The following is a 16,985-nucleotide window of genomic DNA, read 5'->3' as shown; positions in this document are numbered from 1 at the left end:
CATCATCGGCGGTGCGGTAGCGCCCGGAGTGCGGATTGGGAAGGTTCTGCTCGTGAAAAGACCACTCCACGGCGTCCTAGCGGGGATCGCGCTGGCCACCGCGCTCGCGGTCGCGTCCTGTGATTTCGGCGCCAACGATTCGGCCGATTCCGCACAGACGATCAAATTCCTGGCTCCCACCTACAGCGATGGTGCCAAGGGCACCAAGGCACTCTGGGACCAGATCATCGACGACTTCCAGAAGCAGAACCCGGACTACAAGGTCAATCTGCAGATGGAGTCGTGGGCGTCGATCAACGATGTGTTGAAGACCAAACTGCAGTCCAAGTCCACCACCCCGGACCTGTTGAATATCGACGCCTACGCCAGTCTCGCCGGTGACGGCATGCTCTACCCGGTATCGGAGGTCGTCTCCCCGAATGTGCTCTCGGATGTGCAGCCCGGCTTCGCCGAGAACGCCTCGCTGAACGGTACGCAGTACGCGATGCCGCTGTTCGCCTCCACCCGCACCCTGTTCTACAACACCGATCTCTTCGCGAAGGCCGGGGTGAGCGCGCCCCCGAAGACCTGGGCCGAACTGACCGATGCCGCCAAGAAGATCCAGGCGCTCGGCGGTGGTGTCTCCGGCTATGGTCTGCCGCTCGGCAGTGAGGAATCGCAGGCCGAGACGTCGCTGTGGACCTTCGGCGCGGGCGGCAACTGGTCCGACGGCACCAAGATCACCGTGGACACCCCGCAGAACCTGGCGGGGGTCGAGGCCATGCGGGAGATCTTCGACGCCGGGGTCACCCAGCCGAATCCGGGTGCGACCAACCGCAAGGACGTCATCAACTCCTTCATCCAGGGCAAGATCGGGATGATCGAGGGACTGCCGCCCACTATCGCCCAGATCGCCGATAAGAATCCGGATCTGAAGTACGCCACCGCGCCCACGCCGACCAAGGACGGTGCGCCCGTCACCCTCGGCGTGGCCGATCATCTCATGGCATTCAAGAAGGACGGCAAGAAGGCCGATACGATCAAGAAGTTCCTCGACTTCTTCTATTCGGCGAATGTGTACTCGAACTTCGTCGAGAACGAGCACTTCATCCCGATCACGACCAGTGCCACCACGGTGCTCGCCGACGATCCGGTGACCAAGGCCTTCGCGGCGACCCTGCCCGTGGCCAAGTTCTACCCGAGCAATAACCCGAAATGGGCCACGGTACAGGGCGTCATGCGTCAGCAGATGGGCACCATCGCGCAGGGTGCGGACCCGGCGCAGGTATTGCAGCGGATACAGCAAGCAGCGAAATAGCGTGGAGCGCCCAGCGGTCCAGGCGACGGGCACGGAGGAGGTAGCGCAGCGTGACCACGCAGTGCCCCGGGAGGGCCGCACAGTGAACGGAGCAACCCGGGTACCAGCGGGAAAGAATGCGACACTGCGGGCGCTCCCTTGGATCGGGCCGACCCTAGTGCTGATCGCGGCCATCGTCGCGTTCCCGGTCGGCTATATGGTCTGGACCAGCACCCGGGACCTGAGCGCCTACGGCCAGGACCGCGGTCCCGCCGGATTGGCCAATTACCGAAACCTGTTCGATATCAGCGAATTGGGATCGGTACTGGCACATACCGTGGTATGGGTGGTCAGCGTCGTGCTGATCACCCTGGTGCTCTCGGCGGGGCTCGCGCAGTTCCTCAACAAGGATTTCCCGGGCCGCACCGCGGTGCGCATGGCGATTCTGGTGCCGTGGGCGGCCTCGGTCGTGATGACGACGACCATCTTCTATTACATGCTCGATCCCGATGTCGGCATCGCCAACAGGTTCCTGGTCGATATCGGGCTGCTGGATCGGGGCTACGGTTTCACCAAACAGCCGACGCCCGCTTTCCTGGTGGCGATCGGCGTCGCGGTCTTCGTCTCGATCCCGTTCACCACCTACACGATTCTGGCCGGGCTGCAATCGATTCCGGCCGAGATCGAAGAGGCGGGCCGGGTCGACGGCGCCGGTGCCTGGCAGCGCTATCGGTATCTCACACTGCCGCAACTGCGTCCAGCGATCGCGGTGGCCACGATCATCAACATCATCAATGTGTTCAATTCGCTGCCCATTCTGCAGGTGATCACCGGCGGTATCGCGGGCTTCGGTGCGGATACGACGACGACATTGACGTTCAAGCTGATTCGACAGAATCAACAGCTCGATACCGCCGCAGCCATGAGCGTGCTGAACTTCGCGCTGATCGTGGTCATCATCGCGATCTATGTGAAGGTCATCAAGCCGACCCAGCAGGTGGACGCATGACGACACAGGCCGATATCCACATCGAAGGTGTGGAAATCCCTCCGGACGCGATGGTTGCCGAGGCGCCGCCCGGGCGAGCTCGGCGGCGGCGTTGGGAACTCACCGCGGTGGGCACGGTGCTCGCCGTCGTCTTCCTGGCCCCGTTCGTGGTGATGGTGCTCGGTTCGCTGAAGAGCCGCGCCGAAATCCTGCGCATCCCGCCGACCTATCTGCCACAGACCTGGCATCCGGACAACTACACCACCATGTGGGACACCCCGGAGACGCCGCTGCCGTACAACCTGGTGAGCACGATAGTCATCTCGGTCTGCGCCACATTGCTGGTGCTCTGCGTGGCCATTCCGGCCGCGTATTACACGGCGCGGCACAAATTTCCGGGACGCGCGATATTCCTCGCGCTGGTGCTGGTCACCCAGATGTTGCAGCCGACGGTATTGGTGACCGGCCTGATCCGGCAGTTCTTCACCCTCGGCATCAACGACACCTGGCTGGCCATGATCCTGGTGAATGCCGCGTTCAACCTCTCGTTCGCGGTGTGGATCCTGCACAGCTTCTTCGCCGCCATTCCGGTGGAGATCGAGGAGGCCGCGCAGCTCGACGGTCTGAGTCGCTGGCAGATTCTGGTCCGGGTGAGTCTGCCGCTGGTCTGGCCGGGCATTGTCACGGCAACGATTTTCGTGGTGGTGGCCTGCTGGAACGAATTCGCGGCGAGCCTGGTGGTGCTGACCACCCCGGAGAATCAGCCGCTGTCGGTGGCGCTGACCAAATTCGTCGGGCAGTACGACACGGCGTGGCAGTATGTCTTCGCGATCTCCACGGTGGGCATCGTTCCGGTGGTCATCCTGTTCGCGTTCATCGAGAAGCGCTTGGTCGCGGGGCTTACGGCGGGCAGCGTCAAGTAACCGTCGGACGGCGGATGATCTTGTGCCCCCGCCGTTTTCGACGATGAATGCGCAGGCCGTCGGATGTTCGTGCGCCGGGTAGGCGCTTGGCGGCCGGTAGCATCGAATCCGTGGCACGGCAGGATGACGAACCCAAGGAGGGCCGCAATTACGGCGGGCTGTCCAAGCAGCAGCGGGTAGCTCAGCGGCAGGCGCGACTTATCGATGCCGCGCTGGAATTATTCGGCACCCAGGGCTATGCGGCCACCTCGATCGAACGGCTGTGTGCCGTCGCGAATGTTTCCACCCGCAGTTTCTACGAGGATATGGGCAGTCGCGAGGCCTTGTTGATCGCGCTGGTCAATCGCATCACCTCGCATGCGGTCGAACGAGCGCTGGAAAGTATGTCGAAGACTGCGGGCCAACCGCTTTCGACACGGGTCATCGACAGTTTTCGGGCCTATCTCGAGGTGACCTGCGCCGATCATCGGTCGGCGCGGGTGTGTTACGTCGAAGTGGTCGGGGTCAGTTCGGCCGTGGAAGATTGGCGCAGGCAGCAGCGCCGTCTGCTCTCATCGCTGTTGATCAGCGAGGCGGAGCGAGCCGTCGAGCGCGGCCAGACCAAGGCACGCCGGTTCGATCTGTTCGCGCTCGCGGTGCTCGGCGCGGTGAATTCACTGGCCCAGGAGTTGGTGCGGACCACCCATCCCGATACCGAGGTGTCGCTCGATGAAATATGCGAGGAGATAGCGTATTTCGTGAATTCGGGACTCGCGTTGAACTGACGGCGGTCTCAGGCTGATCCGCTCCGCCGACCTTCAAGCGGCACACCGAGCCCGATTGCGGATAGCCGTGACAGCTGGCAGGACCCGAGTCGCGGTGTTGCGCAGTGCGATTCCGGCCTTTGTCGCCGGGATGAGCATCGACGCAGCGGTAGCCACCCCATTGAGTTTGGGATCGACCAGCACTCGGTGCCGGGTCTCGTAGCGCTGGAACGCCGCCTCGTGGTCCTCGGGTGTGGCCGCATCTGCACGCCGAGATCCAGGCCGATCCGCGATTGCACGAGGTGCGGGGGCGCATTGTCGAGTCGGTCTCGCGGATGACCAGGCAGGCGCAGGCCGACGGTGCTATGCGTGCGGATATCGAGCCCGGCGAGGTGGCCGGGCTCATGACCTTGCAGATCTACACCCGCGCCGGTGAGTCGTATCCGGAGGCGGTTCGCCGGGTGGTCGATCTGGTGCTCGATGGGTTGCGGGCGCGGTGAAAAAGGTGTCCGGCTTCGCAATACGGCGGCCGAATCTCTACCGTCGGCACGTGCCTGTGGTCAGATTGTTCACGTGCATGGAAAAACGGCAGGTCGTACGCGTGGGCGGGAAGATATGAAATGACCGGACCGACGGACCGGCCGCAGCGATGGAACCGACTGCTGGAACTGCTCGCCGAAACCGGTCGGCTCTCGGTAGAAGAAGCCGCCGAGCGCCTCGAGGTTTCCCCGGCGACGGTGCGCCGCGACTTCACCGCACTCGCCGAACAGCAGTTGGCGACCAGGACGCACGGCGGTGTGGTCGCGACCTCGGTCGCCTACAATCTGCCCGCGCGTTACCGGCAGGGTACCGACGAGGCGAAGCAGCGGATCGCGGAACATGCTGCGGGACTTATCGAACCGAATGCGGTAGTCGGAATGAACGGCGGGACAACGACGACCGCCGTGGCGCGAGCATTGGCCGGACGGACAGATTTGGCGAATGCCACTGGCGACCAACTGACCATCGTCACCAATGCGCTCAATATCGCGGGCGAGATGGTGCTGCGCCCGCATATGCGCACGATTGTGCTGGGCGGGGTGGCACGGCGGGAATCCTACGAGCTGCACGGGCCGTTGGCCGAGCGCGCGTTGGCCGAATTGCGTTTGGATGCACTGATTCTCGGCGTGAATGCGATCTCCGCCGAGGGCGGAGCGCAGTGTCGGCACATCGACGAAGCGGGGGTGACCACCGAGATGGTGCGGCGGTCCGGGCGTGTGATAGCTGTCGCTACGGCGGACAAGTTGGAGCGTTCGGCATTGGCTCGGATCTGCGGGATCGAACAGGTCGATGTGCTGGTGACGGATTCGGATGCGGATCCGGCCGCGGTGGCGATGATTCGGGCTGCGGGGGTTCGGGTGGACGTGGTGTGAGTCGGGGGTTGGTAACGATTGCGCAATCTGGGGTGGCGATTCGCAATATCGGTGCAACGACCTGCTCCTAGTGTTTTGGTCATGACGGCGAGCGGTACCGTGGGGCCCATCGGGGGGACGGGCATCCACATCAGCGGTTTGACGAAGACATTCCGGGTCGGCCGGAAGACGGTACAGGCGCTCGACGATGTCGAGTTGCATACCGAACAGGGCGCGTTCCTGTCCCTGCTCGGACCATCCGGTTGCGGCAAATCGACGGTGCTGCGGATCTTGGCCGGACTGGAGACACCGACCGCGGGCAAGACGCTCATCGACGGTGAGACCCCCGCCCAACTGCGCAGCCGCCATGAACTCGGCATCGCTTTCCAGGATTCGGCGCTGCTGCCGTGGCGTTCGGTGGAGTCCAATATCAAACTGCCCTTACAGGTCGCGGGCATCGCGCCGGATCCGGGGCTGATCGCGGATCTGGTGCGGCTGGTCGGCCTCGAGGGTTTCGAGAAGGCCAAACCGCAGCAGCTGTCCGGCGGTATGCGCCAACGTGTTTCGATCGCGCGCGCACTGGTAGTGAAGCCGACCGTGCTGCTGCTGGACGAGCCGTTCGGCGCTCTCGACGATATGACCAGGCAGCGGCTGAATCTGGAACTGCTGCGGATCTGGACCGAGAAGCCGGCGACCACCCTGATGGTCACCCATGGCATCGCCGAGGCGGTATTCCTGTCCGATGTCGTCGCGGTGATGAGTCCGCGGCCGGGCCGGGTGCTGGAACTGGTGAAGATCGATCTGCCGCGCCCGCGCACGCCCGAGATGATGCGCACGCCGGAATTCCACAAGCTGCACGACTACCTCTCCGAGCTGTTGTTCGGGAAGTCGGGCAAGGGTGGCGTCGCATGAGGGATCACCATGGGACCGGATCGGTGTTGTGCAGCCGACACCGTCGAGGGGGCGCCGCATGAAACGGATCGGCGGACTGGGCGGCGTCCTCGGGCTGATCGCGGTGTGGTGGCTGCTGGCCGCGCTGGAGGTCGCGAGCGGCACGATTCCGAGTCCGTGGACCGTCCTGCACACCATGTACACCGACGGCTGGGATCTGTACGGCCCCAACTTCCGGATCACCGCGCTCGGCGCGCTGAAAGGCTTCATCTGGGGCAATGTGCTGGCCATCGGCCTGGCGATGCTGATCGTGCTCATCCCGTGGGTCGAACCGCTGGCCACCCAGCTCGCCATCCTCAGTTACTGCGTCCCGCTGCTCGCGCTGGGGCCGATCATCCTGGTCGTTTTCGGCGGCCGCACCCCGACGGTCTTCCTCGCGGCGATGTACTGCTTCTTCACCACCATGGTCGGCACGGTCACCGGACTGCGCTCGGCCGACGCCACCAGCCTCGACCTGATCCGCGCCTACGGCGGCGGTCGCTGGCAGCAGCTCTACCGCGTGCAGGTGATCGCGGCGCTGCCGAATCTGTTCGCGGCGTTGAAGATAGCCGCGCCGTCGGCCGTGCTCGGTGCGATCATCGGCGAATACCTCGGCGGGGTGGACAGCGGGATCGGTGTTGCGCTGACTGCCGCGCAGACCGCGTACAACGTGCCGCGCACGTGGGGGATGGCGCTGGCGGCAGCCGCGCTCGCTGGGCTCGGCTACGCGATTGTCGCGCTGATCGCCCGACTGGTCACCCCATGGACCGCGCAGGAGGCCAGATGACCCGCACACCAACGCCGCGTTGCTGCCTCCCACTGCTCGCCGAGCGAAGTGATGTGGCGGTCGAATGCGGCGTGGGCGACCACCATTCGAATACGCTCGCCAGAATTCCTGCGCATCCGGTGAGATCGCGCGTGCGGCTGTGCGGCGCGTTTGGAGGAATGCGATGACCGACGAACTCGGGCCGGTGGACAACGTGACTGCCCCGGCACCGCCCGCCGTGGCGAGCACACGGCCCCGGCGCGGTGCCGCCGCGGGGACCCTCGTTGTGTTGACCAGGATCGGCCGCTTCCTGTTCCCCCTGGTCACCGCACTCTTGCTGATGCTGGTGATCTGGTACGTCTTCTTGAAAGCCTTCCCGCAGGTCGGTCCGCGAGTAGGCAAAACACCCAGCGATATCTGGAGGTACCTGTTCAACTCCGCCGGCGCACACACCGCACGTCAGGCCATCTTCGACGACCTGCAGATCACCCTGCGCGACGCCGCGATCGGCTTCGGCGTCGGGATGCTGGCCGCACTCGTCGTCGCGGCGCTGTTCGTCTCGTTCTCGGTGGTCGAGCAGACGTTCATGCCGGTCGCGATGCTCTTGCGCTCGGTGCCGCTGGTGGCGCTGACTCCCATCATCGTGCTGGTATTCGGGCGCGGACTGGCCGGTGTGACCGTGCTCGCGGCAATCGTGGTGTTCTTCCCGGCGCTGGTCATGATCATGGCCGGTTTGCGCGATGCGCCGCGGCAGGCCCTGGACCTGGTGGCCGCCTACGGTGGTTCCCGCTGGACCGGACTGCGCATGGTCGCCGTGCCCGCCGCCCTGCCGTCGGTATTCGCGGCGGCGCGAATCTCGGTGCCCGGCGCGCTGATCGGTGCGTTGCTCGGTGAATGGCTGGGCAGCGGAACCGGACTGGGGGCCAGTCTGATTCGCGCCATTCCCACATTTCAATACAGCAAGCTGTGGGCCTCGATCGTGATCGTGACCATCGTCTCGGTGCTGCTGTACGCGATCGTCGGCGTCATCGAAAATTTGGTGCTGACCCGCTTCGGCCCCGCGGCGGGGCGCCGCTGACGGTCAGTTTTTCGCGAATCAATGCTCGGAACGCCAAAGTAAAGAAATAGAAACACCAATCCCCTTAGATTCAGCCCATGAACCCCGTACAACGCTCTTCGTTCGGGCCGTACCTGAACCGGCGATCCCTGCTTCGTTACTCCGCGCTGGCCGGCGCCGCACTCGGTGGTGCGGGCCTGCTGGCCGCATGTGGCGATGATTCGAAAGACTCGTCGGGCGGGTCGGTGGCGGACGGATCCAAGTACGGTTCCGTCGCGATCCAGCTGTCCTGGTTGAAGAACATCGAATTCGCGGGCGAATACTTCGCCGATTCCAAGGGCTACTACAAAGAGGCCGGATTCGGTTCGGTGAATCTGATCGCCGGTGGCGCGGCGAGCACTTCGGTCGAGGCGGGCCTGGATACCGGCAAGGTCTGGCTCGGCACCTCGGCTCCGCAGACCACCGCGCCCGCGATCCTGGAGGGTCTACCCGCCAAGATCGTCGCGACCACATATCAGAAGAACCCGTTCTGTATTGTCAGCTCCGCCGCCAAGCCGATCAATACCCCGCAGGATATGAAGGGCCGCAAGATCGGCGTCCAGGACACCAATCAGTTGATCTTCAACGCACTGCTGAACGCCAATGGCATGAAGCCGAGCGATGTAACCATCGTGCCCGCGCAATACGATCCGACGCCGCTGGCCAACGGTGAGGTCGACGGCTGGGTCAGTTATGTGACCAATGAGCCGATCACCTTGACCGCCAAGGGATTCGCGAATACCAACTTCCTCTTCGCCGACTACAACCTGCCGCTGGTGGCCGAGACCCTGACGGTCAAGCAGTCCACCATCGATACCGAACGCGACAAGCTGAAGGCTTTCCTGATCGCGGAGATCAAGGGTTGGAAGGATGCGGTCGCGAATCCGGCCGAATCGGCGCGGCTCGCGGTCGAGGTATACGGCAAGGATCAGAAATTGGATCTGAACGAACAGACCCAGGAGGCGACCGCGCAGAACGGTCTCGTCGTCTCCGCGGATTCGACCGCCAATGGTTTGCTGAGTATGACCGATCAGTTGATCGAGCAGAATATCGCGGCACTGCGCAATGCGAAGATCGATATCAAGGCCGACCAACTGTTCGACCTCTCGGTATTGCGCGAGGTGTACGCGGAGAATCCGGGCCTGAAGTAGAACTACAGCGCCACCGAGGCGTTGGCCGGTAGTTTACTGAATTCTGTTGCGGCGTCCCGGTTTTCGGTGATCGGCTGCCTGGTTCGGGCGCGGGTGAGGAGCAGTTCGGCGGCGATCGAGACAGCGACCTCGGGGGCAGTACGCGCTGCGATATCGAGACCGGCGGGGGAGTGCAGACGGGCGAGCGTCGCGTCGTCGAAGCCGCCGGCCTGCAGGTCTTCGATGCGTCTGAGGTGTGCGGACCAAGAGCCGTTCGCGGCCAGATAACCGACCTTGGGTAGTCGCAGTGCCACGGTGAGCAGCGGGATTTCGAACATCGGATCGTGTCCGAGGACGACGATCGCGGTGCTGTCATCGATTTCGCCCGCCGCCGAGAGCGTATTCAGGTACCGGTGCGGCCAGTCGACAACCACTTCGGCACCGGGAAAGGCCTCCGGCATCGCGAAGGTATCGCGGGAATCGCAGATCGTGACGCGATAGCCGAGCAGCTTGGCCTGGACGGTCAGCGCCGCGGCGAAGGCGTTGGCACCGAAGATGATCAGCCGCGGCGGCGGCGGGAACGAGGCGACGAAGACATCGGATTCGGGCAGCGCCACGAGTTCGGTCGCATGCCGCTGCGGAGTGATCAGATGCTGTCCGATCAGATCCGGATCCATATTCCACACCACGGTGAAGACGGTGACCCGGCGATGCGCGGCGATTTCCGCGGCGACGGACGGGAATTCGGGAAAGTCCCGGCGCGAGAACGGCTCGACGAAAACATCGACCATACCGCCGGAGTCCAAGCTGGGCTCACCGGGCGGCACACCGAAGCGGTGTAGACCGCGTCGACCGCTGCGTGCGGCATCGGCGGCCGCCTCGACCACGGTTGTCTCGACGGTGCCGCCGTGGATCGAACCGTAGACCGCGCCGTTGGCATCCACCAGGATCGCCGAGCCGACCGGTAGCGGCCCGGAACCGACAGTACGCACGATGGTGGCCAGTCCGCCGGTCCGGCCGGAATGCCATACCCGCAATAGGTCGTCGACGATGTCGCGCATCTGCTCAGCTCCACTCACGCGTGCGGCGTGGCCGGGAAGTCACGATCGTCGCCTGTCGCCAGATCATCGCACGTGACGCACACCATATCGTTATTACCGGCCAGATAGCTGCGCCCGCCGGAATCCCTAACGGCAGCTTGATATACCGAGGTCCAATGCCTATTCGACATCACAACCGGATGGCCGGGAGTGGCGTGGAACACAGCCCGCGCCAGGCCGGTCGGTGCCGCGTAGGCCGCCGCGATCACCCGGGCCACCACATCGGCACCGACATCGGGGGTATCCACCGGCATGATCGCGACGTATTCGGCGGGCGTGCGCGCGACGGCTCGCAGCCCCGTCCGCAGCGAGGCGCCGAGTCCGCTCGCCCAGTCCGCCGCCCACACATGATCGGCGCCAGCGGGGAGGTCGACCGCGTCCGGTGCCGGTCCGGTCGCGCCGAGCACCACGATCACCGGCTCGCAGCCGCCGTCGCGCAGTGCCGCCACCGCCGAGCGCAGCCAGGCGCCGCCCTCGGCCAAGGCCTTGGGCATCCCGTAGCGCGTCCCGGCGCCGGCGGCCAGGACGATGCCCGCGCAGACCGGGTCCGGTGGTGCAGCCATGAGAAAACGGTAGCCCGGCCGCGTAGCCAGTGGGTTACGGAAAAGTGCTGTGACGTCGACAGCCGGGAAAGGAAGACACGCCGGAGGCGATCTGTCTCGTTCGGCTGGCGACCGGGTCGGTCGTATTCGATGCTGGTCCGATGACATACGACGGGTTGGGTCTCGCGAAATTCAACGCATTGCCCGCGGCGGCGGCGAATGCGGCCTTGCTCGTGTGTTGCTCTTCGCCGGAATGGGCTCGGGCGCTGGTCGCCGGGCGGCCGTATGCGAATACCCATGCCGTATTCGATACCGCCGATGCGGTGCTGGCCGAATTGTCCGAGGCGCAGATCGATCGCGCACTCGACGGGCATCCGCGCATCGGTGCCCGGCCCGATACCGAGGCATCGGCGCGCGAGCAGGCCGGGGTGGCCGGGGCCGAGGATGCGGTGCGAATCGGGCTGGTCGAGGGCAATCTGGCCTATGAGAAGAAGTTCGGCCATATCTATCTGGTGTGCGCCACCGGTAAGTCGGGGGGCGAACTGCTGGCCTTGCTCACCGCCCGGCTCGGAAATGATCCGGAAACCGAAAGGCGAGTTATGCGAGCGGAATTGGCGAAGATCAACCGGATTCGGTTGGCGCGGCTGCTGGTCGAGGATGCCGAATGAGCGAGCGAACAATAGCCACAGCCACGATCGGTACGCATGTGCTCGATGCCGTCGCCGGTGCGCCCGCATCCGGTATCGCGGTGGTGCTCTATCGGGACGCCGAGGTGCTCGGCTCCGCGACCACCGATGACGACGGCCGGATCGCCGCGCTCGGTCCGGCATTGCCACCTGGCACGTATCGGCTGGTATTCGATACCGGCGCCTATTTCGCCGAGCGCGGGATCGAATCGTTCTACCCAGAGGTCGCCATCACCTTCGTGGTCACCGCGCAGCGGCACTACCACGTCCCATTGTTGTTGTCGCCCTTTGCCTTTTCGACCTATCGAGGGAGCTGAGCCATGGAATTGACGGGGCCGATCGTGCTGTCCGACAACCGGTACGGAAAGGCGGAGAACCGCATCGTCCGGATCTACCGGGACCAGCCGCGGCACGAGATCCGCGATGTGAACGTATCCACAGTGCTGCGCGGGGATTTCGCCGCTGCCTATATCGCCGGTGACCAGTCGACGGTGCTGCCTACCGATACCCAGAAGCAGACCGCGTACGCGTATGCGAAAAAGCCTGGGCTGCAACCGGTCGAGGACTACGCACTCACCCTCGCCGCGCATTTCGTCGACGAAATCGCGCCGGTCGACAGCGCGCGCATCGAGGTCGAGGAGTATGCCTGGCAGCGCGTCACCGTCGACGGCAGCGAGCACGATCACACCTGGGTGCGGCAGGGCTGCGAGGTGCGGACCGCGACGGTCACGGTGGCGGGCACGGGTGGCCGGCAGCAGGCCTGGGTGATCGGCGGGGTCAAGGATCTGGTGATCCTCAAGTCGACCGGTTCGGAGTTCGCCGACTTCCTCACCGACGAGTTCACCGTGCTCGCGCCGACGCACGACCGGATGCTCGCGACCTCCCTCGTCGCGCAGTGGCGTTTCGCCGCCACGACCGGCGTGGATTGGGATGCGGTGTACGCGGGCGTGCGGCAGCGGATGGTCGAGGTCTTCGCGACGCTGCATTCGAGGGCGCTACAGCAGACACTCTTCGAAATGGGTAAGGCCGCGCTCGAGGCCTTTCCCGTGCTCGCCGAGATCCGGCTGGCCGCGCCGAACAAACATCATTTCGACTACGACCTCGGTCGCTTCGGCATCGAGAACCACGGCGAGGTCTATCACGCCGCCGACCGACCCTACGGTCTCATCCACGCCACTGTTCAGCGCGAAGATGCCCCGGACGCCGGGCCCGCATGGCTACCGTAGGCACATGACGACAACGACGGTCATCGACGGTTGCGCCGTGGCGGCTGTCGATCCGAACGGCACCGAATACCGCCACGGGTATGTGACGCTGCAGGCCAATCGGATCACCGGGGTCGGTGCGGGCGAGGCACCCGATCCCGGCGCGGATGTGCACCGCATCGACGGCCGTGGCTGCCTGCTCACACCGGGGCTGGTGAATGCCCATCACCACCTCTTTCAGTGGGTCACCCGAGGTCTGGCCGCGGATAGCACCCTGTTCGAATGGCTCACTACGCTCTATCCGATCTGGGCGGGTATCGATGAAGATGCGGTGCGCGTCGCCGCGACCGGTGCGCTCTGCGCGCTGGCCCGGACGGGTTGCACCACCTCCAGCGACCATCACTACCTATTCCCGCGCGCCGGCGGTGACCTGCTCGGCGCGGAGATCGCCGCGGCCGCCGAGGTCGGATTGCGATTCCATCCGACGCGCGGCTCGATGGATCTCGGGCTGAGTTCGGGTGGGCTGCCGCCCGACGAGGTGGTGGAGCCCCTCGACGCCATTCTCGCCGCGAGCGCGGATGCCGTTGCGCGCTGGCATGATCCGTCGTTCGACTCGATGCTGCGGATCGCGCTCGCGCCGTGTTCGCCGTTCTCGGTGACCGCCGAGTTGCTGCGCGAATCCGCCGTGCTGGCCCGTGATCTCGGCGTGCGCCTGCATACGCATCTGGCCGAGACGGTCGAGGAAGCGCAGTTCTGTGCGGAGAAATTCGGCCGCACACCCGCGCAGTACATGGAGCAGCTGGGCTGGCTCGGTTCGGATGTCTGGTACGCGCACGCCGTCCACCTCGACGATGCCGCCATCGGCTCGATAGCGAAAACTGGTACCGGAGTGGCACATTGCCCTACCTCGAATGGGCGGCTCGGTGCGGGTACCGCGCGCACCGCGGATCTGATCGCGGCAGGGGTGCCGGTTGGGCTCGGCGTGGACGGTGCGGCCAGCAATGAATCCAGTTCGATGATCGAGGAGCCGCGCAATGCGCTGCTCTATGCCAGGGCCAAGAGTGGTCCGCGTGCGATCACCACTCGAAAAGCCTTGGAACTGGCCACTATTGGTGGCGCTCGGGTGCTTGGACGAGAAGCCGAAATCGGTTCGATCGAACCGGGCAAGCTCGCCGACCTGGCGTTGTGGCGGCTCGATACACCCGCGCACGCGGGCATCGATGATCCGGTGACCGCGTTGCTCCTCGGCTCCCCGCCGCCGCTGGCCGCTTTGATCGTCAACGGGCGCATAGTCGTTCGCGATGGTGCTGTGCGCACGGTCGACGAGGAGAAGGTCGGCGGCGAGGTCGCGCGGGCCCAGGCGGCGTTAGTGGCGAAGGTGGGCTGAGTCTCGGTCCGCGGCCCCAGTCCCCTCGTACGGCGCGCTGAGGGCCGAGCGCGATCAGGACGACGTTGATCCTGTAGAGCCACGAAAAAACAGCGAGCGCTTTCCGCGAGCGTTCGCCTCCTGTTTGTAGGCCTGACGCTTCACAACCCGAACCCCCTGATAGTGGAGGGGACGAAGATTCGGATCAAGCCGGTGGGTATCCGGCATGGGAGTCGGGTGGTGGTCGCTGATGGCGATCGGTAGCACTCACGACGGGCGGGCGGCGAAGCGAAATCGGGGCTGCGGCTTCCGCCAGCCGATAGTTGTACAGTGACTCATAGTGAACGGGTTCGTCCGTACGAATCGGGCAGGGCGATTCGTAGGCAGTTACCCATACTCTTCTGATGACCTGAGGAAAAGCGCTAGTGGTCTACCGCCACGTTCGAACCGGCCCGATCGGCGGCAACTGCGCGACACGACCGTCCCGCAGCCCGGCACCCCGGGAATCCGTTCCCATATTTACAGTGCCCCCGGCGGGCACTGTAAATATGGGAACCCTACTGACCGGCGATTTTGCTGGGTGACGCCTGATGGTTGATGCGGGATTCGATATCAGAAGCCCGGTCTCGGCCCGGCATCAGCAGCTTGTTCAGAAACAGCAGATCGAGGCGCACGCGATGCCATTCGATCGGAGCGTGGGTGGTCAGTATCGGTCCCGCGCAGACGGCCGCTCGGGCGCCAAATCTCCGATGACAGTGAGGCCCAGACGCGTCAACTCGGCGATCGCCACCTCGGGGCGGTCTCGCACTGCCGCTGCGGTCTGCATTCGACGCCAATCTTCCCGGCCGGCCTTGACCTCTGCCTCCCATCCATCGCGCCCCGCGACCATACAATCCCGGATGAGGAACTCGACGAAGTCCTCGATGCACGGACGGAAACGGTCACCGCCGGTCGGCAGGTGGATCGATTCTATTGCGGCGGGCGACTTGTGACCGGTTCTGGCCAGCAGATGCGTGAACAACCCGCTCTCAGCGTGGATTTGGATGTGCGAACACGGGGCACGCCACGAATCGCGCACGTATTCCATCCGGATGATCGGCTTCTTGCCGCGTGATTCCAGCAGCTGAAACGAGGACTTGTGTACCGCGAGGTGCCGACGCGATCGGTCCAGCGTCACCGAGAAATTGAACCGTACGGTCCCCACCCGAGGAAGGTTCTGCTTCTGCGCATGAACGCCTTGTTCGTAGACGAACGTACACCGCTCGGCGTCTGGCGATTCGTCGACCTTCAGCTCGTCGGACTGCGGCTCCCCCTCCAGGCACATCAGTATCCGGGTGGATACATCCAGGGCGAATACTTTGGCCAGCTCTCCGAGGTTTGCTGATTCGCTCACTCTTCGCCAAGCAGGAACTCGATCGAACGCAGCTCATCCCATGCCGCCCATTCCTCGGCGGTCAATGTGTGCTGGGCGGCCAGCTCAGCAATCTCTTCGCGAGTCAATCCAACACGATGCAGGACCTCGCCACGTCGACGATGTAACTCTTCGGACGTCACACGTTCTACGGTCACCGTCATCGCTGAGTCACCCCTTCTGTTCAGCCGCCTTTGCATGCCCATTATGCACACCTCGCTCTCTGTAGTGGTGGGAACCGAGGCAGTCCATGTGTATCAACTGGCACTGACAAGAACCGTCCGACCTGCGTTTCTCCTGATATCACACCACTCCAGTTTGGCGTTCCACCTCCCGGTGCGCCACGCCGAGCCCACGTCGTACAAGGACATAGACGAGCTGCTGTAGGGCTCACCCTTCTGCGCAGTTCGGCTGGGTTCCGGGCCTGTCGCCTGCCAGCCCTTCCTCCTACTTACCTCTCGGTCGCCGCGCACGCCGCGCTTGTGGATGGCGCATCGGAACTCCGACGCCACTACGCGTGGCAGCGCCTGGCCGAACTTGCCCTTGCCTACAGCGACTTGTCGTTCGAGATCTCTGCCGGTATCCGTCGATTGCCGGACTTCACTTACCCAGCGGCAGAAGTACATTCGAGTCAAGAGGACGCTCAGACACAGGGCCGGTCGATGACGCGCTGGCATGGGCGTCGCCTGTAGTTGCAGGCCGGGCGTTTCAGTTGTGGTCGAGTCAGATCGCACGGCCATTGTCGAATGCCGCTTCGAACCCGGCATCGGGTTCACAGCCGTGCATCGCTGCATCGGCGGCGATGGTGGCCAAGTCCAGGGCCATCAGTTCGTGACGGATGGCGCGGGTGACGAACTCAGATTGCTTGCCGACACCGACCCGGCGCTTCACGGCTTGGATCAGGTCGTCGGGGATGACGAACGCCGTCTTACCCGTCCGGCCGATCAGGCCGCTCGGACGGTCAGTCCACCGAGGCACCCGCGCGCCTCAGCAGTTCTCATGGCTGGCTGAGCTGTCGATGATGTCCGGTGAAGCATGAAAAGGTCACGGCCCCAGTCTAATACGTTCAACCTGCTGGATAGACATCCGCCCGAACCGCCCTGCCTCCGACCGCTACCTGGTCACCGTCGACAACAACGACACCACCGTCCTACCAGCATCAGCCGACGTCATCGCCAACGAACTACACCACCGCGCCGGGTCTATGACGATGGCCAAATATTGCTGCCCGGACCGGCTGGCCGCCACCCGCCCCCGTGTCGCGGTGGTGCTGGTGACCGAGCCGCGCGAATTGCTGTCGTTGCTGGCGCTGCTGGGGATGCCGTTGCCCGATGGGCGGCTGGTCCTGGCCTACCGCAATCAGATGGTCGAGCGAGAGAAATTCGTTCGCCTCGAGAGCAGCTTGGCCGGTCCGGATTTGGGCAGGTTCGTA

Annotated in this window: 20 protein-coding genes; 15 read left to right on the top strand and 5 right to left on the bottom strand. The window is 64.5% G+C overall.

The annotated features are described in order from the left end of the window. The first annotated feature begins 52 nt into the window (after positions 1–52). From ACW2Q0_RS11140 to ACW2Q0_RS11095, 10 genes are all read left to right on the top strand, one after another. Entirely contained in the window at positions 53–1,297 is a 1,245-nt protein-coding gene (locus tag ACW2Q0_RS11140) for an extracellular solute-binding protein (RefSeq protein ID WP_457188930.1), read from the top strand. A gap of 82 nt (positions 1,298–1,379) precedes the next feature. Further along, positions 1,380–2,285, top strand: a complete 906-nt coding sequence (locus ACW2Q0_RS11135; protein ID WP_457188928.1) for a carbohydrate ABC transporter permease — start codon at positions 1,380–1,382, stop codon at positions 2,283–2,285. Further along, positions 2,282–3,187: a carbohydrate ABC transporter permease gene (locus ACW2Q0_RS11130; RefSeq protein WP_457188926.1), complete on the top strand. Its 906-nt coding sequence runs from the start codon at positions 2,282–2,284 to the stop codon at positions 3,185–3,187. The genes ACW2Q0_RS11135 and ACW2Q0_RS11130 overlap by 4 nt, the downstream gene beginning before the upstream one ends. Positions 3,188–3,297: 110 nt before the next feature. Further along, on the top strand, positions 3,298–3,951 hold the full coding sequence (locus tag ACW2Q0_RS11125; RefSeq protein ID WP_457188924.1) for a TetR/AcrR family transcriptional regulator: 654 nt from the start codon (positions 3,298–3,300) through the stop codon (positions 3,949–3,951). 230 nt (positions 3,952–4,181) lie between these two features. Continuing rightward, positions 4,182–4,430, top strand: a complete 249-nt coding sequence (locus ACW2Q0_RS11120; protein ID WP_457188922.1) for an SbtR family transcriptional regulator — start codon at positions 4,182–4,184, stop codon at positions 4,428–4,430. A gap of 120 nt (positions 4,431–4,550) precedes the next feature. After that, positions 4,551–5,342 carry a DeoR/GlpR family DNA-binding transcription regulator gene (locus ACW2Q0_RS11115; RefSeq protein WP_457188920.1) on the top strand — a complete coding sequence of 264 codons (792 nt, stop codon included), beginning with the start codon at positions 4,551–4,553 and terminating at the stop codon, positions 5,340–5,342. Between the two features lie 81 nt (positions 5,343–5,423). After that, complete coding sequence (locus ACW2Q0_RS11110; protein WP_457188918.1) at positions 5,424–6,233, top strand: ABC transporter ATP-binding protein; 810 nt, start codon at positions 5,424–5,426, stop codon at positions 6,231–6,233. A gap of 58 nt (positions 6,234–6,291) precedes the next feature. Continuing rightward, positions 6,292–7,038 (top strand): ABC transporter permease, encoded by a 747-nt coding sequence (locus tag ACW2Q0_RS11105; RefSeq protein WP_457188916.1) that lies wholly within the window; start codon positions 6,292–6,294, stop codon positions 7,036–7,038. A gap of 319 nt (positions 7,039–7,357) precedes the next feature. Further along, positions 7,358–8,095, top strand: a complete 738-nt coding sequence (locus ACW2Q0_RS11100; RefSeq protein ID WP_457189472.1) for an ABC transporter permease — start codon at positions 7,358–7,360, stop codon at positions 8,093–8,095. Positions 8,096–8,172: 77 nt separating this feature from the next. Further along, positions 8,173–9,264, top strand: coding sequence for an ABC transporter substrate-binding protein (locus ACW2Q0_RS11095; RefSeq protein ID WP_457188914.1), 1,092 nt, complete (start codon positions 8,173–8,175; stop codon positions 9,262–9,264). Positions 9,265–9,266: 2 nt separating this feature from the next. On the opposite strand, the gene ACW2Q0_RS11090 is transcribed toward ACW2Q0_RS11095, so the two are convergent. After that, on the bottom strand, positions 9,267–10,322 hold the full coding sequence (locus ACW2Q0_RS11090) for an XdhC family protein (RefSeq protein ID WP_457188912.1): 1,056 nt from the start codon (positions 10,320–10,322) through the stop codon (positions 9,267–9,269). Beyond that, positions 10,319–10,906 (bottom strand): nucleotidyltransferase family protein, encoded by a 588-nt coding sequence (locus tag ACW2Q0_RS11085; RefSeq protein WP_457188910.1) that lies wholly within the window; start codon positions 10,904–10,906, stop codon positions 10,319–10,321. The genes ACW2Q0_RS11090 and ACW2Q0_RS11085 overlap by 4 nt, the downstream gene beginning before the upstream one ends. Positions 10,907–11,046: 140 nt before the next feature. Here ACW2Q0_RS11085 and uraD point away from each other — a divergent pair, with 140 nt between their 5' ends. The 4 genes from uraD to ACW2Q0_RS11065 are packed head-to-tail and all read left to right on the top strand — an operon-like array spanning position 11,047 to position 14,163. Beyond that, positions 11,047–11,553: a 2-oxo-4-hydroxy-4-carboxy-5-ureidoimidazoline decarboxylase gene (gene uraD / locus ACW2Q0_RS11080; RefSeq protein ID WP_457188908.1), complete on the top strand. Its 507-nt coding sequence runs from the start codon at positions 11,047–11,049 to the stop codon at positions 11,551–11,553. Next, positions 11,550–11,888, top strand: a complete 339-nt coding sequence (gene uraH / locus ACW2Q0_RS11075) for a hydroxyisourate hydrolase (protein WP_457188906.1) — start codon at positions 11,550–11,552, stop codon at positions 11,886–11,888. The genes uraD and uraH overlap by 4 nt, the downstream gene beginning before the upstream one ends. A 3-nt stretch (positions 11,889–11,891) precedes the next feature. After that, positions 11,892–12,797 (top strand): factor-independent urate hydroxylase, encoded by a 906-nt coding sequence (gene pucL / locus ACW2Q0_RS11070; RefSeq protein WP_457188904.1) that lies wholly within the window; start codon positions 11,892–11,894, stop codon positions 12,795–12,797. A gap of 4 nt (positions 12,798–12,801) precedes the next feature. Next, complete coding sequence (locus tag ACW2Q0_RS11065) at positions 12,802–14,163, top strand: 8-oxoguanine deaminase (RefSeq protein WP_457188902.1); 1,362 nt, start codon at positions 12,802–12,804, stop codon at positions 14,161–14,163. Between the two features lie 682 nt (positions 14,164–14,845). Here ACW2Q0_RS11065 and ACW2Q0_RS11060 read toward each other — a convergent pair. The 3 genes from ACW2Q0_RS11060 to ACW2Q0_RS11050 form a co-directional block, all read right to left on the bottom strand. Beyond that, positions 14,846–15,535, bottom strand: a complete 690-nt coding sequence (locus ACW2Q0_RS11060; RefSeq protein ID WP_457188900.1) for a hypothetical protein — start codon at positions 15,533–15,535, stop codon at positions 14,846–14,848. Beyond that, entirely contained in the window at positions 15,532–15,717 is a 186-nt protein-coding gene (locus ACW2Q0_RS11055; protein ID WP_457188898.1) for a hypothetical protein, read from the bottom strand. Before ACW2Q0_RS11055 ends, ACW2Q0_RS11060 begins: the two co-directional genes overlap by 4 nt. Positions 15,718–16,276: 559 nt before the next feature. Further along, positions 16,277–16,531, bottom strand: a complete 255-nt coding sequence (locus ACW2Q0_RS11050; RefSeq protein ID WP_457188896.1) for a hypothetical protein — start codon at positions 16,529–16,531, stop codon at positions 16,277–16,279. 226 nt (positions 16,532–16,757) lie between these two features. Between ACW2Q0_RS11050 and ACW2Q0_RS11045 the strand changes: the two genes are divergently transcribed. Continuing rightward, a partial coding sequence (locus ACW2Q0_RS11045; RefSeq protein ID WP_457188894.1) for a hypothetical protein occupies positions 16,758–16,985 on the top strand: 228 nt, incomplete at its 3' end.

This window comes from Nocardia citri (genome assembly GCF_054065835.1).
Note: the sequence above shows the minus strand (reverse complement) of the source record. Positions and strands in the feature narration are given on the sequence as shown.